23 protein-coding genes are annotated in these 22,288 nt (G+C 65.0%); 15 read left to right on the top strand and 8 right to left on the bottom strand.

Going from position 1 to position 22,288, the window contains the following annotated elements:
- The first annotated feature begins 66 nt into the window (after positions 1-66).
- The 4 genes from ACVMB1_RS15330 (at position 67) to ACVMB1_RS15315 (ending at position 4,845) form a co-directional block, all read left to right on the top strand.
- The gene (locus tag ACVMB1_RS15330; RefSeq protein ID WP_456848728.1) at positions 67-1,710 is read left to right on the top strand and encodes an acyl-CoA dehydrogenase family protein; all 1,644 of its coding nucleotides are present in this window, start codon (positions 67-69) and stop codon (positions 1,708-1,710) included.
- 128 nt (positions 1,711-1,838) lie between these two features.
- Positions 1,839-2,609, top strand: a complete 771-nt coding sequence (locus tag ACVMB1_RS15325) for a CPBP family intramembrane glutamic endopeptidase (RefSeq protein WP_141341898.1) — start codon at positions 1,839-1,841, stop codon at positions 2,607-2,609.
- A 66-nt stretch (positions 2,610-2,675) separates the two neighbouring features.
- On the top strand, positions 2,676-3,419 hold the full coding sequence (locus tag ACVMB1_RS15320; RefSeq protein WP_456848726.1) for a CPBP family intramembrane glutamic endopeptidase: 744 nt from the start codon (positions 2,676-2,678) through the stop codon (positions 3,417-3,419).
- 214 nt (positions 3,420-3,633) lie between these two features.
- On the top strand, positions 3,634-4,845 hold the full coding sequence (locus ACVMB1_RS15315; protein ID WP_456848724.1) for an ABC transporter substrate-binding protein: 1,212 nt from the start codon (positions 3,634-3,636) through the stop codon (positions 4,843-4,845).
- A 272-nt stretch (positions 4,846-5,117) separates the two neighbouring features.
- Here ACVMB1_RS15315 and ACVMB1_RS15310 read toward each other — a convergent pair whose 3' ends face one another.
- A complete protein-coding gene (locus ACVMB1_RS15310) occupies positions 5,118-5,501 on the bottom strand; it encodes a hypothetical protein (RefSeq protein ID WP_456785106.1) in 384 nt (127 codons plus the stop codon).
- 18 nt (positions 5,502-5,519) lie between these two features.
- On the opposite strand from ACVMB1_RS15310, the gene ACVMB1_RS15305 reads away from it, so the two are divergent.
- Positions 5,520-6,314 carry a GNAT family N-acetyltransferase gene (locus ACVMB1_RS15305; RefSeq protein WP_307720416.1) on the top strand — a complete coding sequence of 265 codons (795 nt, stop codon included), beginning with the start codon at positions 5,520-5,522 and terminating at the stop codon, positions 6,312-6,314.
- Between the two features lie 44 nt (positions 6,315-6,358).
- Here ACVMB1_RS15305 and ACVMB1_RS15300 read toward each other — a convergent pair whose 3' ends face one another.
- The 3 genes from ACVMB1_RS15300 to ACVMB1_RS15290 all read right to left on the bottom strand — a co-directional run bounded on the left by ACVMB1_RS15300 (position 6,359) and on the right by ACVMB1_RS15290 (position 8,737).
- Complete coding sequence (locus ACVMB1_RS15300) at positions 6,359-7,285, bottom strand: AEC family transporter (RefSeq protein WP_456848722.1); 927 nt, start codon at positions 7,283-7,285, stop codon at positions 6,359-6,361.
- 2 nt (positions 7,286-7,287) lie between these two features.
- Entirely contained in the window at positions 7,288-7,770 is a 483-nt protein-coding gene (gene ruvX / locus ACVMB1_RS15295; RefSeq protein ID WP_028341005.1) for a Holliday junction resolvase RuvX, read from the bottom strand.
- A 76-nt stretch (positions 7,771-7,846) separates the two neighbouring features.
- Entirely contained in the window at positions 7,847-8,737 is an 891-nt protein-coding gene (locus ACVMB1_RS15290; protein ID WP_456848720.1) for a LysR substrate-binding domain-containing protein, read from the bottom strand.
- Here ACVMB1_RS15290 and ACVMB1_RS15285 point away from each other — a divergent pair.
- The 10 genes from ACVMB1_RS15285 to ACVMB1_RS15240 all read left to right on the top strand — a co-directional run bounded on the left by ACVMB1_RS15285 (position 8,706) and on the right by ACVMB1_RS15240 (position 18,742).
- Positions 8,706-9,842 (top strand): NAD(P)H-dependent flavin oxidoreductase, encoded by a 1,137-nt coding sequence (locus ACVMB1_RS15285; protein WP_456848718.1) that lies wholly within the window; start codon positions 8,706-8,708, stop codon positions 9,840-9,842. The genes ACVMB1_RS15290 and ACVMB1_RS15285 overlap by 32 nt on opposite strands.
- A gap of 151 nt (positions 9,843-9,993) precedes the next feature.
- Positions 9,994-11,073, top strand: a complete 1,080-nt coding sequence (locus tag ACVMB1_RS15280; RefSeq protein WP_076834440.1) for an NAD(P)H-dependent flavin oxidoreductase — start codon at positions 9,994-9,996, stop codon at positions 11,071-11,073.
- A 360-nt stretch (positions 11,074-11,433) separates the two neighbouring features.
- Positions 11,434-11,721 carry an Asp-tRNA(Asn)/Glu-tRNA(Gln) amidotransferase subunit GatC gene (gatC, locus tag ACVMB1_RS15275; RefSeq protein WP_057020773.1) on the top strand — a complete coding sequence of 96 codons (288 nt, stop codon included), beginning with the start codon at positions 11,434-11,436 and terminating at the stop codon, positions 11,719-11,721.
- Positions 11,722-11,799: 78 nt separating this feature from the next.
- On the top strand, positions 11,800-12,030 hold the full coding sequence (locus tag ACVMB1_RS15270; protein WP_456848716.1) for a hypothetical protein: 231 nt from the start codon (positions 11,800-11,802) through the stop codon (positions 12,028-12,030).
- Positions 12,027-13,502 carry an Asp-tRNA(Asn)/Glu-tRNA(Gln) amidotransferase subunit GatA gene (gene gatA / locus ACVMB1_RS15265; protein WP_076834438.1) on the top strand — a complete coding sequence of 492 codons (1,476 nt, stop codon included), beginning with the start codon at positions 12,027-12,029 and terminating at the stop codon, positions 13,500-13,502. The genes ACVMB1_RS15270 and gatA overlap by 4 nt, the downstream gene beginning before the upstream one ends.
- A 3-nt stretch (positions 13,503-13,505) precedes the next feature.
- Complete coding sequence (locus ACVMB1_RS15260; RefSeq protein WP_253590054.1) at positions 13,506-13,796, top strand: hypothetical protein; 291 nt, start codon at positions 13,506-13,508, stop codon at positions 13,794-13,796.
- A gap of 156 nt (positions 13,797-13,952) precedes the next feature.
- Positions 13,953-15,314 (top strand): patatin-like phospholipase family protein, encoded by a 1,362-nt coding sequence (locus tag ACVMB1_RS15255; RefSeq protein ID WP_168858152.1) that lies wholly within the window; start codon positions 13,953-13,955, stop codon positions 15,312-15,314.
- A gap of 116 nt (positions 15,315-15,430) precedes the next feature.
- Entirely contained in the window at positions 15,431-16,918 is a 1,488-nt protein-coding gene (gene gatB, locus ACVMB1_RS15250; RefSeq protein ID WP_057020769.1) for an Asp-tRNA(Asn)/Glu-tRNA(Gln) amidotransferase subunit GatB, read from the top strand.
- A 30-nt stretch (positions 16,919-16,948) separates the two neighbouring features.
- Positions 16,949-17,371 carry a hypothetical protein gene (locus tag ACVMB1_RS15245; RefSeq protein WP_141341872.1) on the top strand — a complete coding sequence of 141 codons (423 nt, stop codon included), beginning with the start codon at positions 16,949-16,951 and terminating at the stop codon, positions 17,369-17,371.
- A gap of 1,104 nt (positions 17,372-18,475) precedes the next feature.
- Positions 18,476-18,742 carry a hypothetical protein gene (locus ACVMB1_RS15240; RefSeq protein WP_057020768.1) on the top strand — a complete coding sequence of 89 codons (267 nt, stop codon included), beginning with the start codon at positions 18,476-18,478 and terminating at the stop codon, positions 18,740-18,742.
- 40 nt (positions 18,743-18,782) lie between these two features.
- Here the strand turns inward: ACVMB1_RS15240 and ACVMB1_RS15235 are convergent, their stop codons facing one another.
- The 4 genes from ACVMB1_RS15235 to ACVMB1_RS15220 form a co-directional block, all read right to left on the bottom strand.
- Positions 18,783-19,547 carry a sulfite exporter TauE/SafE family protein gene (locus tag ACVMB1_RS15235; RefSeq protein ID WP_456848714.1) on the bottom strand — a complete coding sequence of 255 codons (765 nt, stop codon included), beginning with the start codon at positions 19,545-19,547 and terminating at the stop codon, positions 18,783-18,785.
- 72 nt (positions 19,548-19,619) lie between these two features.
- On the bottom strand, positions 19,620-20,342 hold the full coding sequence (locus tag ACVMB1_RS15230; RefSeq protein WP_253623792.1) for a helix-turn-helix domain-containing protein: 723 nt from the start codon (positions 20,340-20,342) through the stop codon (positions 19,620-19,622).
- 69 nt (positions 20,343-20,411) lie between these two features.
- Positions 20,412-21,674 (bottom strand): MFS transporter, encoded by a 1,263-nt coding sequence (locus ACVMB1_RS15225; protein WP_456848712.1) that lies wholly within the window; start codon positions 21,672-21,674, stop codon positions 20,412-20,414.
- The gene (locus ACVMB1_RS15220; RefSeq protein WP_082654056.1) at positions 21,671-22,177 is read right to left on the bottom strand and encodes a PaaI family thioesterase; all 507 of its coding nucleotides are present in this window, start codon (positions 22,175-22,177) and stop codon (positions 21,671-21,673) included. The genes ACVMB1_RS15225 and ACVMB1_RS15220 overlap by 4 nt, the downstream gene beginning before the upstream one ends.
- Between the last annotated feature and the right edge of the window lie 111 nt (positions 22,178-22,288).

The following is a 22,288-nucleotide window of genomic DNA, read 5'->3' as shown; positions in this document are numbered from 1 at the left end:
GTGATCCCGGCCGGAAGAGGCCGGTTGTCCAGGCCGCATGCGTGCAGACCAGTTGCCGAGGAGACCATGACGCAGGCTCCGTTTGCCACCCACGACGTCTTCAACCAATCGCCGCCGTTCGAAAATGTCGACCTGTCCACGGTGGATGCGCCGCTCGCCGCGGCGGTCGCTGCCAATGGCGGGGCGGCGGCAACGGCTGAGCTGTCCGATTTCGGCAAGCATTGGGGATCCGCTGCCATGGCGGAGCGCGGCCGCATCGCCAACGAGAACACGCCGAAGCTGCGGCTGTTCGATGCCAAGGGCAATCGCCGCGACGAGGTCGAGTTTCACCCGGCTTATCACGAGCTGATGGCGCACTCCGCGCATGCCGGCGTGCACAACTCGACCTGGAGCGCCGACGGCAAGCCGGCCGGCGGAGCGGCCGAGGTGGTGCGTGCGGCAAAGTTCTACATCGCTTCCCAGGTCGAGACCGGCCATCTCTGCCCGATCACGATGACGCGCGCCTCGGTCGCGGCGCTGGCCTCGCAGCCGGATATTCTGGCCAAGACGATGCCGGTGATAGGAACGCGCGCCTACGATCCCACCTTTGCGCCGTGGTGGAGCAAGCGCGGCATGACCCTCGGCATGGGCATGACGGAAAAGCAGGGCGGCACGGATGTGCGCGCCAACATGACGCGCGCCGAGCGCGACGGCGGGGCCTGGCGCATCACCGGGCACAAATGGTTCATGTCGGCGCCGATGTGCGACGCCTTCCTGGTGCTGGCGCAGACCATGAATGGGCTGAGCTGCTTCTTCATGCCGCGCTTTGCGTCCGACGGCACGGTCAACGCGATCCACTTCCAGCGCCTGAAGGACAAGCTCGGCAACCGCTCCAATGCCTCGTCGGAGGTCGAATTCCACGGCGCTTATGCCGAGCTGATCGGCGAGGAGGGCAAGGGCATCCGCACCATCATCCAGATGGTGCAGCTGACGCGGCAGGATTGCGCGATCGCATCCGCCGGGCTGATGCGATCGGGGCTGGCGCATGCGCTCCATCACGCGCGGCACCGCAGCGTGTTCCAGAAGCATCTCGCCGACCAGCCGCTGATGCAGGCGGTGCTGTCGGACATGGCGCTGCATGTCGAGGCGTCGATCGCGCTGGTGATGCGGCTCTGCCGTGCCTTCGATCGCGCGCCGGCCGATGCGGGCGAGGCCGCCTATATGCGGCTGCTGACGCCGGCGATCAAATACTGGACCTGCAAGAGCGCGCCCGGCTTCCTCTATGAGGCGATGGAGTGCCTCGGCGGCAATGGCTATGTCGAGGAAGGCATTTTGGCGCGCCATTACCGGGAGTCGCCGGTCAACGCGATCTGGGAGGGTTCCGGCAACGTGATGTGCCTCGACGTGCTGCGCGCGCTCGGCCGCGAGGCTGACGCCGCACTCGCGGTGCTGCGCGCGCTTGCCGAGGAGACCAAGGGCCTGCCGGGCGCCGCCGAGGCCGTTGCCTCGATCGGGCAGTCGTTCCGCCGGCCGGACAGCGAGCGCGTCGCGCGACTTGCGGTCGAGCAGCTGGCGCTCCTGGCGGCAACCGCGGCGCTCAACCAGGTCTCGCCGAAAAACGCCGAGCTGTTTGCGACGACACGGCTTGCCGAACGCCACGCCGGCATGTACGGCGCGGTGGACTTATCCGATGCCAATCAGCGCGCGCTGCTGGCGCGGGCGCTGCCATGACCACATTGACCACCGTCATGCCCGGCCTTGTGCCGGGCATCCACGTCTTTGCTTCGACAGGGCAAGGAAAGACGTGGATGGCCGGGACAAGCCCGGCCATGACGAATTGATAGAGCCGAGGTTCGCTGATGGATTCTCTCACGCCGCAAGACGCGACTGCCGCGATCGAACCGCCGCCGCTCCCCCCGCGGGTCTGGAAATTCTGGGGCACCGCGCTGTGGGGCCTGTTGATCTTCGCCGCGATGTTCGTCGGCCAGGTCACGGTCATCGTCTGGCGCATCGTCGCGCAGGGCGGCGAGGTGTCGACGGCCGGCATCACCCATGTGGTCGCCGACGGCCTGACGATCTCGCTCTCGGTCCTCGCCGGCCTGCCGATGGTGCTGCTGGTGCTGTGGTTCGCGATCCGCCGGACCCGGATCCCGTTCGCCGATTACCTCGGGCTGCGCGGGACGTCGTGGAAGAACGTGATCATCGGCATCGTCGCGCTCGTCGTGCTGGTCGGAGCCTGGGACATGGTGTCCCGCGCCGCCGGCCGCGAGGTGTCGCCGGGCTTCATGGGCGACGTGCTGAAATCGGCGCAGGAGCACAGCGCGCTGTGGCTCCTGGTGATCGCCTTCGCCGTGGCCGCGCCGCTCTGGGAGGAACTGTTCGCACGCGGCTGGCTCTACCGCGGCTGGTCGGAATCCGCGCTCGGACCCTATGGCGCGATCCTGCTGTCGTCGATCGTCTGGACGGTGATGCACCTGCAGTACGACTGGTTCTTCCTCTGCCAGGTGCTGACGATCGGCCTCCTGTTCGGCTATTTGCGCTTCCGCACCGGCTCGACCTGGCTGACCATCCTGCTGCACGGGCTGAACAATTTCGCGGCGACGATCCAGACCTGGTGGCTGGCGGGCTGAGAGTTCCCTATGCTAGGTTGAAGCTAGGCCCACCTTCGCTGCAACGTTGTTGCAGAAGAATCCCATATGTCGAACTTCGAGAATGCCAACGCGCCGGTACCGGCTTCGGCGAAATCGCCGCGGGTATGGGATTTCCTGGAGACGACGCTTGTTGGCCTTCTCGCCTACGGCGCGTTTCTTCTGACGGGAGGGCTTGGTGTTCTTGTCCTTATGCACGCGCAGTATGGGACAATCCCGATTGCTCAGGCCGGGCTCGAGGGACGCTGGCAGGGTGCAGGTCTGGTGCTCGGAAGTCCAGCCGCTGTTGCGGTGCTTTGGGTCGCCGTCCGCAAGCTCGATCGGGGCTTTTTCGAGTACCTTGCGCTCAATTGGCCCAGTTCAAGAGAGCTTTTTCTCGCATTGGCCATCGCGGCAGTTCTGCTGATTGTGGAGAGCTGTTTTCTAGCTTTCGTAGGAGCAGACACGAGTTGGGCCGCTCCCAATCTGAACGTGCAGGGGCGGGTTGGCTTGCTCACCTTCCTGATCGGCTGCTGCTTGGCCGCGCCGATCATGGAGGAGTTTGTCTTCCGCGGCTTTTTGTTTCGAGGATGGTCGCAGTCCTTCCTCGGACCAGTCGGTGCCATCGTCTTGACATCACTGGTTTGGGCTCTCAACCACACGCAGTACGATTGGTCCTATCGTTTTTGTCTATTCATTTTCGGCCTCGCTCTGGGCTACTTTCGTTGGCGCAGTAATTCGACCTGGCTGACTGTGATCGTTCACTCGGCCTTGAACATAGTCAGCTGCTTCATGATAGGCCCTTACGCTTAACGCCCCATCGCGACGACACGATCGGCAACGTGATGGCCGCCGGAGCCGTCTGCAGCGCGATGATCCGGAACAAGCAGTGGCGCATCGCCGCCCATCGGAAGGTTGACGAAGGGGATGCCAGCATCCCGTCCGAGTGCTATGATCTGGATCAATGAATGAGCGCGGGCCGGACTGAAACCAGGCAGCGGCGGCTGCCGTCGTGCGAGCTCTTCTCATGGCTATCTTGATCCGAGCAATCCTGGCCAGCATCGTTGCGCTGGCGTCTCTCGGCGCCATCACGCAGCAGGTGCGCGACCAGGGCGTTACCGACACCGAAATCCGGATCGGCAATGTCATGCCGTATAGCGGCGCGCTGGAGATTTTCGGCCAGATCGGCAAGGCGGAAGCCGCCTATTTCGAGATGATCAACGAACGCGGCGGCATCAATGGCCGCAAGATCCGCTTCATGTCCTATGACGATCTGTCGGATCCCGCCAACGCCATGGATCTCACGCGCATTCTGGTCGAAACCGACAATGTGCTCTTGATGTTCGGTTCGTTCGGCACGCCGGGGAATCTCGCGGTGCGGAAGTATCTCAACGAACGGAAGATCCCCCAGCTTTTCGTTGCTTCCGGCGATCACGAGCTCAGCGAGCCGTCGCTCTATCCGTGGACCATGGGCTGGCAGCCTTCGTATCGCGAGGAAGGGCGCATCTACGCCAACTACATCCAGGCGTTCTATCCCGGCAAGAAAATCGTGGCGCTTTGGGAGAATGACCAGTTCGGGCGCGAATTGTTCAAGGGACTGGTGCAAGGGCTGGGCGACGTCGCCCACAACATCAGGGTCGACATCGCCTATGATGTCGACGATCAGCACCTGGACGGCCACGTCTCGATCCTGAAGCAATCGGGTGCCGAGGTCTTTGTGTTTGCCGGAGTGCCGGAAAATGCCGCCAAGGTGATCCGCGCGGCGGCTGACCACGGCTGGCGGCCGGTGTTCGTCGTGAACCAGATGGCGTCATCGATCGAGACGGTGCTCAAGCGGGCCGGCACGGAGAATGCGACCGGCGTCATCACCGCCGCGTTCCTGAAGGATGCGAGCGATCCGGCCTGGAGAGCGGAGCAGGGCGCCTGGTACAGCTTCCTGGACAAGTACACCAAAGCCGGCGGCAAGGATGACGCGGCCGCAGTCTACGGCTATGCCGCCGCCGAAACGATGGTCGAGGTGCTCAGGCAATGCGGCAACGACCTGTCGCGCGAGAACGTCATGAAGCAGGCTGCGGCGCTCAGGGATTATCAGGCGTCCGCCTTGCTCCCCGGCATCAAGATCAACACCGCTCAGTTCCGACCGGTCGAGCAATTGCGGTTGCTTCAGTTCGATGGCCGTAGCTGGCAGCCGATCGGGGATGTGCTCGATACGGCGTTCGCCGGTTCGACCGGGAAATAGCGGCGATCAACATAAGCCTACGAGCCGCGCGCAATTGTTGCGGGCCTTCGCTCTTGCTGAAGCGCAAGGGCGAGTTGTGGTGCTACGTCGCTGGGACCGGCGGGCCGGTCTATTGCGGGAGGGCGCGCCGCTCGGCGCCGACGGGGCCTCGAAAGAGACGCAACTTCGAAAGTAATGACTTGTTGCGCGGATGGCACAGGAGGCCGCGGCCAAATCAGGTACATTGATACTGTATTGAAAGACTTTTCATCACCCGGAGCATTGCGTTGGCGTCAGACGCAGTCAGTCTGGCTGATACAACAAGCGTAGCGGACGCGGCGGCTGCTACAGCGCCGTTTCGCGTAAAGATCGTGACGCGCGACGAAATCGCCGGTTGTCCCGCTTGGGAGGCCAGTTTCGCCGACCTGCGCAAGGATCACCGCTACTACGAAATCCTGGAGGATACGCTCCGCGAGCGTGTCGAGTACCGGTACTTCGCGATCATCGACCGGGCAGGCTGTCTCCATGCCGTCCAGCCGTTTTTTCTTCTCGACCAGGACGTTCTCGAAGGACTTGGAGCGCAATGGCAGCCGCTGCTGGCGCGCATCCGAGGCTTCATTCCCGGGTTTCTCAAAATGCGAACCCTGATGATCGGATGCTTCGCCGGTGAAGGGCATCTTGCCGGATCAAGCACGGTGCCGTCCGGCAAGATCGCCGAGATTCTTTGCGGCGAAATCGTCACGCTCGCCCGATCGTGCGGGGCGCAACTCATCGTCCTGAAGGAATTCCCTGCGCGCTACCGGCCGGTGCTGGATTGCTTTGTCCGGCGCGGCTTCGCCCGTGCGCCGAGCATGCCGATGACGGCGCTCAATATAGAGCACGACGACTTCGATGCCTACATGCAAAATGCGCTGCCGCGATCGGCACGCTGGCAGCTCCGCAAGAAATTCAAGGCAACCGACGGCGAAACCATAGCTCTTACTGTCACCGACGACGCAAGGGATGCCGTCGACGAGATCTATCCGCTCTACCTGCAGGTCTTCGATCGCTCGAAATTCCGTTTCGAGAAACTGACAGCCGACTATCTCCGCCGGCTCGGCAGCGACATGAAGGACAAGGTTCGCTTCTTCATCTGGCGCCGTGGCGGCAAGGTGATCGCCTTCAGCCTTTGCATGGTCGAAGGCGACAGTCTGTTCTGGGAGTATGTCGGCCTCGACTATGCTGTCGCGCTCGACCTTCATCTTTATTACTACACCATTCGCGACATGATGAATTGGGCGATCGCCAACGGTTACAGATGGCTTCGAAGCACGGGTCTCAGCTACGAACCGAAATTCCGGATGCGGCATGATCTCGATCCGCTCGACCTCTATGTGCGGCTTCGCTCTCCGCTTCCGAACGCGATCTTCAGGCTCCTGTTGCCCTGGATCGTACCGGCCCGCTATGACAAGATCTTGCGCAAATTCGCGAACTATCGCGAAGTCTGGTAGCGACCGATTGCGCGGCGATATTCAAGGCCGATCGGGTACGCCTTCTAAAGCCCCACCGCGGCAATCACGATCGGCATCGTGATCGCGGCCAGAATTGTCTGCAGCGTGATGATCTGGGCGAGCAGCGGCGCGTCGCCGCCCATCTGGCGCGCCAGCACATAGGCTGACGGCGAGGTCGGCACCGCGGCGCAGGCCGCGACGATGGCGAGATTGGAGCCGGTGACGCCGAACCACATCGCGAGCGCGACCGTCAGCACCGGCATCAGCACGAGTTTCAGCACCAATGCCGCGCAGGCGGCGAGGCTGGGCCGGAAGATGCCTTCCAGATGCAGCCCGGCTCCGGTGACGAGCAGGCCGATCGCCAGCGACGAGCCGCCGAGCGCGTCGGCGACGTCATACCAGATCTGTGGCAGCGGGATGTGCGCGACATTGATGACGAGCCCGATGACGCAGGCCCAGATCAGCGGGTTCTGCACGACAGTCATCACGATGGCGCCGGTCGAACGCTTCTCGGACGAGGCATATTTCGCCAGCACGGCGACGCTGAAGACATTGACCAGCGGGATGATCGCGACCATCGCGACCGAAGCCAGGGCAAGGCCTGTGCTGCCATAGAGGTTGCGCGACACCGACAGCGCGACATAGGTCTGCCAGCGGGTCGCGCCCTGGAAGATCGAGGTGAAGGCGGGGCCGTCGACGCCGGCGCGCGCCAGCGGGCCGCGCAGCGCCAGGCAGAGCAGGCACATCACCAGCGCCGCGAGCAGCAGCGCGCCGCCGACGCCCGCGACCGGCACTTTTGTCAGATCGGCCTTCACCAGTGTCTGCACCAGCAGCACCGGGAACAGCACGTAATAGGTGAGCTGCTCAAGCCCGTGCCATTGGCTGTCGAGCGGCATCAGCGTGCGCTTCAGGACGACGCCCAGCACGATCAAGAGGAACACCGGCAGCAGCGCCGCGACCACCACCGCCATGGTCAGCGCTCCCCGCGCAGCTTCGCGAGCCGGTCCAGCGCGCCCTGCAGAATGAAGATCGCGGCGTGCTCGTCGATCACCTCGGCGCGCCGGGCGCGGCTGACGTCCATCCCGATCAGCTCGCGCTCGACCGCCGCGGTCGAGAGCCGCTCGTCCCACAGCCCGATCGCAAGCGCGGTGAGGCCGGCGAGGTTGCGGGCAAACGCCCGGGTCGATTGCGCGCGCGGGCCTTCGCTGCCGTCCATGTTGATCGGCAGGCCGAGCACGAAGCCGACGGCGTTGCGTTCGGCGGCGATCGCGAGCAGCCGCGCCGCGTCGACCTTGAACTGCTTGCGCTGGATGGTCTCGACGCCGGTCGCCAGCCGCCGGTCCGGATCGGAGGCGGCAACGCCGATGGTCTTGGTGCCGAGGTCGAGGCCGACAAGCGCGCCGCGCTCGGGCCAGTGCGGCGCAGCTTCGATCAGGGGAAGGATGGGGGCGGGCATGGCGCTAGCGCTTAGCACGCGCCCGCGCGCCGAGGCAAAGCCCGGCACTGCCGTGGCGTCCATGCGAAAAAGCCGGTCAGGCGGCGATCACCCGCTCGTCGCCACCGAGGCACGCGGCCAACCCCTGCAACGCGCTGTACTGATGCGCGGTGCGGCGCTGGATGAACAGCGTCTCGACATGCGCATGCTGCGGATTGAGCTTGTGGATGTTGATGTCGCGCTGGACATGGTCGCGTTCGACGACGGCGCGCGGCAGCAGGGTGACGCCCATGTCGGCGGCGACGCAGCCGACCATGCCGTCGAGCGTGCCCAACTCGAAGCGCGCGGCCGACGGCCAGCCGAATTCCGTGAACACCTGTTCCAGGCGTTGCCGGTAGGTGCAGCCGGTGCGGAACACCAGCGCGGTCGGGCCCGACTCCGGCGTGCCGGCGCGCAGGGCGGCAAGCGATTTCCAGCGCTGCGCGGTGACGAGCACCAGTTCCTCGGTGAAGGCTGACGTCGCGATGAGTTCGGCATGCTCGATCGGGCCGGCGACGAATGCGCCGTCGAGCGAGCCGTCGAGCACGGCGGCGACGAGATCGGCGGTCGGCGCGGTGCGCAAGGTCAGGCGCACCGCCGGATAACGGCGATGAAACTCGGCGAGCAGCGTCGGCAGCCGCACCGCAGCGGTCGTCTCCATCGAGCCGATCGACAGCGGTCCTTTCGGCTCGCCATCGTCGCGCGCGGCGAACACGGCTTCGCGCGACAGCGCCGCCATGCGCTGCGCATAGGGCAACAGGCGGCGGCCGGCGCCGGTCAGCGACATGCCGCGGCTGTGGCGCTCGAACAGCGCGGTGCCGATCTCGGCCTCCAGCGCCTTGATGCGCTGGGTGACGTTCGACTGCACCGTGTTCAGCTCGTCGGCGGCCCGGGTGATGCCGCCGAGCCGCGCGACCGTGGAAAAGGTGAGCAGGTCGGTCAATTCCATCTGGGATCACCGTTCTGATTTAGAGATGGTAGCGTTCTCTAGTATTCATTTTCACAGAATGTTAGCCCGACCTAGTCTGGTTGTCCACAAACCCCGGAGGAACGCCATGTCGATCGACACGCCGCTGACTGCGCTTTTGGGAATCCGACAACCGATCTTGCTCGCACCGATGGATGTGGTCGCGGGCGCGAGGCTCGTGACTGCGGTCAGCGCCGCCGGCGGCCTTGGCATTCTCGGCGGGGGCTATGGCGACCGGCCTTGGCTCGAGCAGGAGACGGCGAAGCTCCGGAAATCGACGACCCCGTTCGGCATCGGCTTCATCACCTGGAGCATGGCGAAGCAGCCGGAGGTGTTGGACGTCGCGCTTGCAGCACAACCGCGCGCGATCATGCTGTCGTTCGGTGATCCGAAGCCGTTCGGACCGCGGATCAAGCAAGCCGGTGCGCGCCTCATTTGCCAGGTGCAGGACGAAGAGATGGCGCAGGACGCACTGGATGCCGGCGCCGACGTCCTCGTCGCGCAGGGGACCGAGGCCGGCGGTCATGGCGCGTCGCGAACCACTCTTGATGTCGTGCCGGCGATCGTTGATCTCGCCGCGGGGCGTGTCCCGGTGGTTGCCGCCGGCGGCATCGCGGACGGCCGCGGTCTTGCCGCCATGCTGATGCTCGGCGCCTCCGGTGTGCTGCTCGGCACACGATTCTACGCGAGCCAGGAAGCCGAGATCGCTGACGAAGCGAAGCGGCGGGTCTGTGCCGCCAAGAGCGGTGAGACGGTGCGTGGCATCGTCTTCGATCTGTCACGCAACAATGTCTGGCCGGCTCCGTTCAACGGGCGCTGTCTCGTCAACGATCATGTCCAGCGCTGGACGGGACGTGAGGTCGAATTGCTCCAGAATGTGAAGAAGGTTGCCGCCGACTATGCGGAGGCCAAGGCGCGCGGCGATTTCGACGTCGCCGCCGTCATCGCGGGCGAAGCGGTTGGGCTGATCCACGACGTTCCGCCGGCGGCCGAGATTGTCGACAGGATCACGTTGGAGGCCGAACAGATTCTGCGTGGACGTCGCAACTCCGTGCTCAACCCTGCGCAGGCGCCGGCTCCTGCCTGAAAAGGCGTGAATCGGAACGCGCATCGCATAAGAGACTTGAATCCGTAGCGATCGGTGATAGTTCCGCTCGCTGGCTTTCTTATCGAACCGACCCTCTCCTTTTTGCGGAGAGGGTTCAAAACCAACAACAACCAGTTCAAGAGCAAGAAGAATGTGGCCTGATCGACGTCTAACTGATCTCTTCAAAACCGAATTCCCGATCGTACTGGCGCCGATGGCGGGCGTGATGGATGCGGAGCTTGTCATCGCAGCCGCAGAGGGTGGCGCACTCGGCTCATTGCCATGCGCGATGCTATCGGCCGAGAAGACACGCGAGCAGGTCAATATCATCCGTCAGCGCATTTCGGCGCCCGTCAACATGAACTTCTTCTGCCACACGCCGGTCGAGACCGATCGCGCGCATGAAGCGACATGGCGGCAGCTGCTCGCGCCTTACTATCACGAGCTCGGCCTCGATCCGGATGCGCCGATCAACGCGGCGAACCGCGCGCCGTTCGACGCGGCGTTTTGCGCCGTGGTCGAGGAGCTGAAGCCCGAGGTGGTCAGCTTCCATTTCGGCCTGCCGGAGCCGAAGCTGTTGCAGCGGGTGAAGGCGGCCGGCGCGATCGTGATGTCGTCGGCGACCACGGTGAAGGAGGCGATCTGGCTGGAAGAGAACGGCGCCGATGTCGTCATCGCGCAGGGCGCCGACGCCGGCGGCCATCGCGCCATGTTCCTGACCGAGAATATTTCCGAGCAGCCCGGGACGTTCTCGCTGTTGCCGCAGGTGGTCGATGCGGTGAAGGTGCCGGTGGTCGCGGCCGGCGGTATCGCTGACGGGCGCGGGATCGCGGCGGCATTCGCGCTCGGCGCCGCGGCCGTTCAGATCGGCTCGGCCTATCTGCGCTGCCCGGAATCCAAGGTAACCCCGCAGGGCCGTGTCGCGCTGGCGCAAGCGAGCGACGAATCGACCGTCATCACCAATGTGATGACCGGACGCCCGGCGCGCGGCGTCGCCAACCGCGTGATGCGCGAGGTCGGGCCGATCTCGCCGGACGCGCCGGCGTTCCCGCACGCAGCAACCGCCCTCGGACCGCTGAAGGCGGCTGCCGAAAAACAGGGCAAGGTCGATTTCACCAATCTGTGGGCCGGGCAGGCGGTGCGGATGGGCAAGGAAATGCCGGCGGCCGAATTGACCCGCGCGCTCGCCGGCGCCGCGCTGGCGCGGATGGCGGCTCTGTCTCAGGCCTGACGCGCGGCCTCGTTCAGACCAGGCAGGCCACGTAGAGGATCGCGACCCCCAGCGCCGTGCCGATCGACCAGAGGGCGGGGTCCCAGCCCTCCGGGCGGGGGCTGCCGTTGAGCATTGACATGACGCGCTCCGAACTTTTCTGTTTGGTGGAGTAGGCGCCGTGAATGTTTCGAGACGACGTCGCGGTGGCCGCGAACTGGTTTCGTCGTGCGTTTCGCAGCCGGAATGCGTGGCAGGGTGTCTTGCCCGGTCGCCGGATGGGCGCAAAGCCCCGTTGGGCGGGCAAATTCGCGCGGTTGCGGCGCAAAACCGGCCTCTGCTATACGGCAGGCTGACCTTTCAGCCCCGAGGCCCTATATAATGTCCGTAGACGCCACGACCGTCCGCCGCATCGCGCACCTGGCGCGGATCGCGGTCAGCGACGCCGAAGTTCCCCATCTCCAGGGCGAGCTGAACGCGATGCTGGCCTTTGTGGAGCAGCTGTCGGAAGTGAATATCGACGGCGTCGAGCCGATGACCTCGGTGACGCCGATGGAGATGAAGAAGCGCGCCGACGTGGTCAATGACGGCGAGATCGCCGACGTCATTGTCCGCAACGCGCCCGACACCGTGAACGACTTCTTCCTGGTGCCGAAGGTGGTCGAGTAACGCAAGCATCGCGTTTTCGAGCGAAGTGGATACCGGTTCGCGTGAAGAAAACGCGTCAAACAAAAGCGACAAAGTTCAATGTGTCTGCTGTGCGACGATGAGAAGGCCTACAAGGTCTATATGGACTTCCTCGATGCCATGGAGCGCAAGGGGAAGGTCGCCGATCCCAACGCGGCGATGGACGCCGTGCTCGACCATCTCGAGGCGCTTGACGCCGCCCGCGCCAAGGAAAATGCCAAAGCCCGGCATGACGACCCCGCCAACGACAAGACCCTGTCTCCGTTCTTCTGCAGCCCGATCAATAAATGACTGATTTGACATCGCTGACGATCGCCGAGGCCCGCGAGGGCCTGGCGAGCAAGTCTTTCACAGCCGTTGAGCTGACCGACGCACATCTCGCCGCGATCGAAGCCGCGCGCGTACTCAATGCCTATGTGCTCGAGACGCCCGACCGCGCCCGCGAGATGGCCAAGGCCGCCGACGCGAAAATTGCAAAAGGCGAGGGCGGACCGCTCGCCGGCATCCCGCTCGGCATCAAGGACCTGTTCGCGACCCGCGACATCAGGACCACTGCGTGCTCGAATATCCTCGGCAATTTCATTCCGCCCTACGAGTCGACGGTGACCTCGCAGTTGTGGCGCGACGGTGCAGTGCTGCTCGGCAAACTCAACAATGACGAATTCGCGATGGGCTCGTCGAACGAGACCTCGTGCTTCGGCCCGGTCACCAACCCGTGGCGGCGCGAGGGCTCCAACACCACGCTGGTGCCGGGCGGCTCGTCCGGCGGCTCGGCTTCGGCGGTGGCGGCTGCTCTCTGCATGGGCGCGACCGCGACCGACACCGGCGGCTCGATCCGCCAGCCCGCCGCGTTCACCGCAACCGTCGGCATCAAGCCGACCTATGGCCGCTGCTCGCGCTGGGGCATCGTCGCGTTTGCATCCTCGCTCGACCAGGCCGGCCCGATCGCGCGCTCGACGCGCGATGCCGCGATCCTGATGCGCTCGATGGCGGGGCACGATCCCAAGGACACCACGTCGGTCGACATCGCCGTGCCGGACTACGAGGCCGCGATCGGCAAGTCCGTGAAGGGCATGAAGATCGGCATCCCCAGGGAATATCGGCTCGACGGCATGCCGGCCGAGATCGAAAAGCTCTGGAGCGAGGGCGCGCAGTGGCTGAAGGCCGCCGGCGCCGAACTCGTCGAGGTGTCGCTGCCGCACACCAAATATGCGCTGCCGGCCTATTACATCGTGGCGCCGGCGGAGGCCTCGTCGAACCTCGCGCGCTACGACGGCGTGCGCTACGGGCTGCGCGAACCGGGCAGGAACATCATCGAGATGTACGAGAACACCCGCGCCGATGGTTTTGGCGACGAGGTGCGCCGCCGCGTGCTGATCGGCACCTATGTGCTGTCGGCCGGCTACTACGACGCCTATTATCTGCGCGCGCAAAAGGTCCGGACGCTGATCAAGAAGGACTTCGAGGACTGCTTCGCCAAGGGTGTCAACGCAATCCTGACGCCGGCGACGCCGTCGGCGGCGTTCGGCATCGGCGAGAAGGGCGGCGCCGATCCGGTCGAGATGTATCTCAACGACATCTTCACGGTGACCGTGAACATGGCGGGCCTGCCGGGCATCGCCGTGCCCGCCGGCAAGGACTCGCAAGGCCTGCCGCTCGGCCTGCAACTGATCGGCCGTCCGTTCGATGAGGAGACGCTGTTCTCGCTCGGCGAGGTGATCGAGCAGGCGGCCGGCCGGTTCACGGCGCCTAGATGGTGGTGAGCGATGGCGGATTTCCGCGCCAGTCTCGCTGACACCGCGCCCGATGCGGCGCTGTCGCCGCCGCTCGCCGCGTTGTGGTGGGCGAAGAAGGGCGATTGGGACCAGGCGCACCGCATCGTGCAGGATGAGGGCGACGCCAATTCGGCCTGGGTGCATGCCCATCTGCATCGCGTCGAAGGCGATCTTGGCAATGCCGGCTACTGGTATCGCCAGGCCGGCCAGCCGGCCGCAAAGGACACGCTCGAGGCCGAGTGGGAGCGGATCGTTGCCGCGCTGCTGGCGCAGCGCGGCTAAAGGACGCCGGTGCGGAGGCACCGCGAGCATTAACCCTGTTTCGGCCGCCATGCCGCCGCCCAGATTGGCCGTGATAGGCTAGTGGAACCGGGCGGGGGCCAGCGGCAAAAGAGAGTATTCGTGCGTGGGTCGGGCATAGGGGGATGGCTGTCAGCAATGCTGGTGGCCGTGGTGGCGGCGGGCCTTGCCGGCTGCGCCTCCGTCTACAATCTGCCCGGCAATGTGCCGCTCGGCGCCGCGCTCGCCGACAACAGCAGCGCTCGCGACATTCCGGCCTACGAAGATGATCTGCTGCTCGCGCTGTCGTTCTCCGGCGGCGGCACCCGCGCGGCGGCGTTTTCCTTCGGCGTGCTGGAGGAGCTTGACCACACGCGTTCGAGTGCGGCGGGCACCAAGACGCTGCTCGACCGCGTCGACTTCGTCTCCGGCGTCTCCGGCGGATCGGTCACCGCCGCCTATTTCGGATTGAAGCGCCGCGCGGCGCTCGACGATTTTCGCCAGCGCTTCCTGCTGCGCAACGCCGAGGAGGGACTGAAGACCCGGATCTCGCTCGGCAATATCGGGCGCGCGCTCGGCGGCGGCGTCAACGACAGCCAGTTCACCGACTGGCTCGATCAGAATTTGTTCGACGGCGCGCGGTTCGACGCACTGGCCGACGATCGCCGGCCGCGGGTCTGGATCAACGCGTCTGACATCTACAACCGCACGCCGTTCGTGTTCGGCAAGACGTCGTTCGATGCCTTGTGCAGCGACATCAGATCGTATCGTGTCGCCGAAGCGGTGGCGGCATCGGCCGCGGTGCCGCTGGCATTCGCCCCGATCGTGCTGCAAACCTATCCCGGCGGTTGCGCCGCGCCGCTGCCGGCCTGGCTCGAGCGGGTGCGCAACGATCCGAACGCACAGCCGTTGCTGCGCGCCTACGCCGAGGCCCAGGCACATTACCGCGACGGCTCGATGCGCTACGTCAAGCTGCTCGATGGCGGCCTCGTCGACAATTACGGTCTGTCGGGGCTGAGCATCGGCTTGCTCGCCGCGCAGCGTCCCTACGAGCCGCTGAACGAACGGCAGGCGGCCAAGCTGAAGCGCATTCTGTTCCTGGTGGTCGACGCCGGCCGCGGCATCTCAGGCGACTTCGTGCAGACGCTCGAAGGGCCGAGCGGCGTCGAACTGGTGTCCGCGGCCGCCGACACCGCGATCGATGCCAGCGTGCGCTCCAGCTACGCCGCCTTCACGGCGCTCGCCGAGGACTGGTCCGGCAAGCTGAAGCGCTGGCGCTGCGGGCTGTCGGCGGCGGAGCGCAGCCGGCTCGGCGTCGGCGCCGGCTGGAAATGCGGCGACGTCGCGATCTATGTCGAGCGGCTCGGCTTCGATCGGCTCGGACCGGACCGCGCCGGCATCCTGAACGCCATCCCGACGCGGTTGTCGCTGCCGCCGGAGCAGGTCGACCAACTGATCGCGGGCGGCGCCGACGCGCTGCGCTCGAGCAAGGCCTACCAGCAGTTCCGGCGCGGGCTCTGATCCGCCGCAGGCGACGGCGGCGGGCTGCAAGGGGACTGTAAGGCGGCTTGACTGGCGCGATCGGTTGCGCGAAGCCCAATCCATCCCAGATATCCTTTATCCGGAAACCGAGATCCATGACCGCATCTGCCGCCCCGCACAAACTGATCAAGAGCGCCACCGGCGATTGGGAGGTCGTGATCGGCATGGAGATCCATGCCCAGGTCACCTCGAACGCGAAGCTGTTCTCCGGCGCATCGACCGCGTTCGGCGGCGAGCCCAATTCACATGTCTCGCTCGTCGATGCCGCGATGCCGGGCATGTTGCCCGTGATCAATGAGGAATGCGTCCGCCAGGCGGTGCGCACCGGTCTCGGGCTGAATGCGCAGATCAACCTGCGCTCGGTGTTCGACCGCAAGAACTATTTCTATCCGGACTCGCCGCAGGGCTACCAGATCAGCCAGTACAAGTCGCCGATCGTGGGCGAGGGCGAGGTGTCGCTCGAGCTCGACGGCGGCCGCAGCGTCACGATCGGGATCGAGCGGCTGCACCTGGAGCAGGACGCCGGCAAGTTGCTGCACGATCAGTCGCCGACGATGTCCTATGTCGACCTCAACCGTTGCGGCGTTGCGCTGATGGAGATCGTCTCCAAGCCCGACATCCGCGACGCCGAGCAGGCCAAGGCCTACGTCACCAAGCTGCGCTCGATCCTGCGCTACCTCGGCACCTGCGACGGCGACATGGAGAAGGGCAATCTGCGCGCCGACGTCAACGTCTCGGTGCGCCGTTACGGCGAGACCGCGTTCGGCACCCGCTGCGAAATCAAGAACATGAACTCGGTCAACTTCATCGGCCAGGCGATCGAGTACGAGGCGCGGCGTCAGATCGAGATCATCGAGGACGGCGGCTCGATCGACCAGGAAACCCGGCTGTTCGACCCGAACAAGGGCGAGACCCGCTCGATGCGCTCCAAGGAAGAGGCGCACGACTACCGGTACTTCCCCGATCCCGATCTGTTGCCGCTCGAGTTCAGCCAGGCCTTCGTCGACGATCTCAAGGCGCAGCTGCCGGAACTGCCGGACGAGAAGAAGTCCCGTTTTATTACGGGCTTCGGCCTGTCGCCCTATGATGCGAGCGTGCTGGTCGCCGAGCGCGAGAGCGCGGAGTTCTACGAGACGGTGCTGTCGGGCCTTGCCGACAAGGCACGCGACGGCAAGCTCGCCGCCAACTGGGTGATCAACGAATTGTTCGGTCGTCTCAACAAGGAAGGCGTCGAGATCGCAGCCTCGCCGGTGTCGGCGGAGCAGCTCGCCGCGATCGTCGACCTGATCGGCGAGGGAACGATTTCCGGCAAGATCGCCAAGGACTTGTTCGAGATCGTCTGGCAGGAAGGCGGCGATCCGCGCGCGCTTGTCGAGGCGCGCGGCATGAAGCAGGTCACCGACCTCGGCGCGATCGAGAAGGTGGTCGACGACATCATCGCGGCCAATCCCGACAAGGTCGAGCAAGCGAAGGCGAAGCCGCAATTGGTCGGCTGGTTCGTCGGTCAGGTGATGAAGTCGTCGGGCGGCAAGGCGAACCCGCAGGCGGTCAACGACCTCTTGAAGTCGAAGCTCGGCATCTGAACAACAGGACAATGATGTTGTCCTTGGAGCATGATCCAGCCGGATCATGCTCCCTTGCATGCTCCTTTGCCGTCACCTTCGGTGTCGTCGCGCGCGCGTGAACGTGGCGTGATCCTGCCTCACACCCTCCGTTCGTGGCGCGCCGGCGCCACCGGCGCCGAATCGCAGAAGCCGCGATTCGTTCGCAAATCCGGTTCGGATGACCTCAAACGAGGCAAAAGCCGTCTTTCCCACGAAAATTTTTTCGTTGCCAAAAATTACGACTCGGCGTCGGCGACGTGCCGCTTTTCGTCTTCGCTCGCGACTCAGCGCAACGACGATCTCGCGTCGATCGCTTCAATGCGAATTCAAGAAAAGCCTACAACAGAAGGCATTTCCTGCAACGTTGACAAATGCCGATGTCGGCGGCTGTTGCACTTCTTGCATCGTCGCGTGAATGAAGTGTCGATTTGAACGGCGGCGCGCGCGGTGCGCGTTGCCACCGCTGCGTCAACACTTCCTTAAGCGGGACACTGTTTTTTTCGGTCTGTTGGTGTATTCGGGAAGTAGTGCATATCGATTCCCGAGTGCACGCAGCGAAGTAGAGCCATCTCACATACTGGAGGGCAACATGGCTAAGAAGGCAAAGAAGGCGAAGAAGGCGAAGAAGGCGAAGAGCGCAGTGAAGAAGACTGCGAAGAAGACCCGCAAGGTCGCCAAGAAGAAGTAAGCCTCTCGCCTCGAGAGGATTGCCGGCGGCTTGACGCCGGCACGTCGCGAGAGCCAGCGGACGGACTGCTGAGAGGCATATCCCACCCCCAAGGCTCTGGCTGACGAAAGAGGGTGTCGGCGAGACATCAGGTCAAACGGCTGGATCGAGTTTCGGAGAGGGCAACCTTCCCAAAGCCGGTCCGGCAGAAGAAACAGAGATTTCTTCGTTCGGTGCGGAGCCCGCTTGGTTCCGCAATTTCACCGGCGAGAATGCCGAGCTGAAATCTGGTCCTGACGTGTTCGCCGACCCCCTCGTTCCGGCGGCCCGCGCAGTCCGCGCCCGGCAGCCACTTTCCCCATCCATCCCCGTTCCGGATCGACGCTGGGCCTGACGGCCTCGCGTTGCTTTTGTCTGTGCACCCGACCGCACGCCGCTCCGCGGCTCGTCCATGGTCGCGCCGCCCCTCCGTCAATTTCGAAACTGATTGCCTGGTGGGACCCGCCGGCGCCGCGGCCAATGTCCGCCATGGTTATCGTTGTCCCAAACACCAGGGTAAACCGGCGTTCACGAATGCAAGGAAGTGCCTGCGGCACAGGCACTTCTGCGATTCCTCGATGCGCCCTCGGCGACGCCGATTTACATCCCGTTCATCGCGATACTTAAACCGCTCTTCAAATTTGATGGGCCATGATCATCCCAACAAGCCGGCAAACGGCACGCGGTGATCCCGAGGATCAGCGCGGGGCATGATCAAGAGATCAGCCCGGGCATGATCAAAGATCAGCCAGGGAATGACAGGGTAGTTTCAACAGTGGACGGGGGCCGCGCTCGGGGGAGGGCGGCCAGCAACAAAAAGGGGAATGAGAATGTTTCAGGGGGTCATCGATCAGGAAAGCGCTGTCCCGGTTGCCGCAACGGCGATCCAGGACGTGCTGTTCGAACGTGGTATGTATTGGGCGAGCGGCCGCTCCGGTGTGGTCAACCTCGTCGCGGCGCACAAATGGTTCAACCTGGCGGCGCTCAAGGGACGTACTGACGCGATCGCGCACCGTCGCGAAGTCGCCGAGCAGATGTCCGATGTCGAGATCGCGGTCGCCCAGCGTGAAGCCCGCGCCTGGATGACGACGCACTAAGCCAACCGATATCGATGGAGCCTCGGCTCCCTCGCTCCACCTAGAACCAGTATCGCGCCGCGTAGACCACCGTCATCAGCGCTCCGGCCACGATGACGAATTGCCGGACGGTGTGGCCGGGAAGGATCCGGATCAGGAAGCCTCCGGCATAGCCGCCGATCATGGCGCCGAGCAGCATCGCCAGGGTCTCTGGCCACCGCACCGCTCCCTGCAAGATAAAGATCAATGTGGCAGCGAGCGACACGCAGGTCGCGAGCAGGTTCTTCAACGCCTTGATCGCCCTGATGTCGCTGGGCTCGGTGATCGACAGCACCGCGGTCAGGATGACGCCGAGACCGGCGCCGAAGAAGCCTCCATAGATGCACGACAATCCCAGGACAGCACCGCTCGCGCTGGTCGAGGGCAAGGCCGCGGCCTTGTGGCGCTCGACGGTCCACCCCTGGATCTGCGGCGCGAAGCCGAACAACAGCGTTGCAAATGCGATCAAGGCCGGCACCGGCAGCAGGAACAGCCGCTCGGAAAGCAGCGACAGCACGCTGGCGCCGACCGCGCCGCCCACCGTGGCGATCACGACGAAGCTGATCGTGCGCCGCGTCGGCGGCGGCAGCTTGCCGCGATCGGCGAGCGCCGCGATCAAATGCCCCGGCGAGATCGCCACCGCATTCGACGCGTTGGCGATGACGGCCGGCAGGCCCGCAGCGAGCATCGCCGGAAAGGTGATGAGTGTGGCGCCGCCCGCCAGTGCATTGATGATCCCTCCGGCGACCCCGGCCGCCAGCAGCAGAAGACTTGTCTGGGTATCCATCCTTCACCCTCTTGAGGGTGAGGAGGCTAGCGGGCGGCGCGCCAATCGGTCTGGAACGTCTGTGACGTCACTTCAGCCGCGCCAGTAGACGCCCGGCGTCGTGCCAAAGGTGCGGCGGAACAGCCGGGTGAGGTGGCTCTGGTCAGAAAAGCCCGCATCGGCCGCGATTGCTGCGATTGGGGCGCCGGCGCGCAGCAATTGCCGGGCAAGATTGAGCCGGGCCAGCAGACGGAAGGTATGCGGCGGGATGCCGAGCTCGCGGCTGACCATGCGGCTGAAGCCTTCGCGGCTTCGCCCGAAGCCGGCGGCAATCGCTCCGATCGGCGCGACGCTCTCGGTCAGCGTGATGCCGAGCTTCGTCTTGTCGGTGCACCCGGCGGGGTGGGACGGCGCGCACGACAGGATGTCGTCGGCGATCTCGCTGACGTGCCCAGGCGAGATCTCGTCGACGTTCCGCCAACGCTGCCCGAAACGGATGATCCGCACCGATGAGCAGACGCGGCCGGCAGGAACGTAGGCGTTCAGGCAGACCGTTTCCTCGTCCGACATCGTCATCGGCGCATGCAGCATTCCGGCCGGAATCAGCGCGGCATGGCCGGCGGGCACGGTGACGGTCGCGCCGCCAATGCGAAAGGCGCGCGACCCTGACAGCACCAGCACGATCTGGTTCTCGTCATGGAAGTGCGGCTTGAGGCCAAGCGAGCCGGCGCCGCGCCACGATGCCAGCTCAACGATGTCTTCCCTGTCGGCTCGCCGATAAGTCCAGGCATTGGTCATGGCGAGGCGAGCGATCACGGAGGTCTCGAAACGATGGGGCGGTGATCTCCGAGCGTAGCACGGGGGTCACCGACCGTCATGAGGGCCTCACGCCTGCTCAACCGAGGCGATCGGCGAGGCCGTTCGCATGGTCGCCATTGCGATGAGGGCGGCGACGAGGTTGGCGGCTGCACTGATCGCCACCGGAATGAAGTAGCTGTGGCTGATGTCGTAGGCGAAGCCGGCGGCGCTCGGGCCGAGCAGCGTGCCAACCGCGACGCTGGTGTAGAGGATGCCGATGATGCCGCCGACATTGCGGCCGCCGAAATGGTCGGTGACGACAGCGGGCAGGATCGCGACCCAGCCGCCATAGAACAGGCCGAACAGCAGCGCGAAGACCGTGAGCGACCAGAAGGTGCCGGCGATCGCCCAAATCGCCAGCGAGACGGCCATGCCGAGATACATCGCGACCAGGAATGCATCGCGGCCGACGCGGTCGGCGATGCCGCCGAGGAAGAACCGGCCGGCCGTGCTGCCAACCCCGATCATCCCGAGCAACAGCACGGCCAGCGTCGGCGCCACCTGATGATCGACCGCAAACGGCACGAGGTGCACGAAGGGCACGAATACGCCGAACGCGCTGATCAGGCAGGCGGCATAGAGCCCGGCGAAGCGCGCGCTCCGTACCGCAGCGCGGATCGAGACGCCCTGGCGGAGCGGCGCGCCCGATACCGTCTCGAGCGGATCGCCGTCCGGTCCGGTGCCGTAGCGGCGCGGATCGTCCGCGATCAGCAGGGATGCACCGATCCCGGCGACGGCGGCGACAACGCCCAGCACGACATAGGCATCGCGCCAGCCGAGGCTCGTGATCAGCCAGGTCGCGAGCGGCGGCATCACCAGTGTGCCGACCCCGATCCCGCTGACGGCGAGGCCCGACGCAAAACCGCGCCGCCTGACGAACCAGCGCTGCACGGCGCCCAAGGTCGGCACGTAGGCGCAACCGACACCGGCGCCGATCCCGATGCTGTAGGCGGCATAGACCTGGAGGATGGTCTGGGCCTGTCCCGCCAGCACCATGCCGAGACCGACCAGCGCCATTCCGAGGCCAGCGAGCCTGCGTGCGCCCCAGCGATCGGCAAGCGGACCGGAGATCATCCCCAGGCCGAAATACAGGAAGCCAGCGAAGGAGAACACCAGCGATACCGAGCCGCGCGAGGCGCCGAACTCCCGCTGCAGGGACTCGACGAAGGACGAGAATGTGTAGGCGCTGCCGAAGCCGATCAGCGTCACGACGAAGGCTGCTGCGACGACGTACCGGCCGTAGAACGGCTTGGCGCGTTGATAACCGGCGTGCATGACGGCATTCCTCATGATCGTTCTCCCTGTGCCGCATGACCACCGGCCTTGCTCGGCGGGTAGAGCAGCATCTGTGTGCAGCGAAACAGCGCGATGGTCTTGCCCGTCGCCTCGGTGCGGATCTCGGCGTCCCACACCTGGGTGGTGCGCCCGGCGTGAACGAGGCGCGCCTCGCAGCTCATGCCGCCTTCGCGCGCGGCGCCGATGAAGTTGGTCTTCAACTCTCCGGTGGCGAAGCCGATGGCGCCGTCCGGCAACGACGCGAGGCAGCCGAACCCGCATGCGGTATCGGCCAATGCGACGATGCTTGCGCCGTGCAGCAGCCCGTGCGGCGAGAAGTGTTTTGCGGCAATCTCGAAGCGGCCGCGGATGTGGCCACGTCCGGCTTCGAGCCACTGAAAGTCCAGCAGGCCGGGCAGGCTGCCGGCTTGCGACGCGTTGATGCGCTCGACGAGCGGGCCGGTCTGGCCGCCGGCAGCGATCTCGCGGAGGCCGAGCTTGCTTGCGACCTCAGTCACGGCTTGGCTCCATCAAGAAACGAAGCCGTCGGGAGCGGCAAAGAAAGTTAGAAAATCTAAGTTCCATGGTTCGACTTTCTCTGCGTTGACGCAGCTTTCAGCATCGGATTA

Source organism: Bradyrhizobium sp. USDA 4504 (assembly GCF_054063995.1).
Note: the sequence above shows the minus strand (reverse complement) of the source record. Positions and strands in the feature narration are given on the sequence as shown.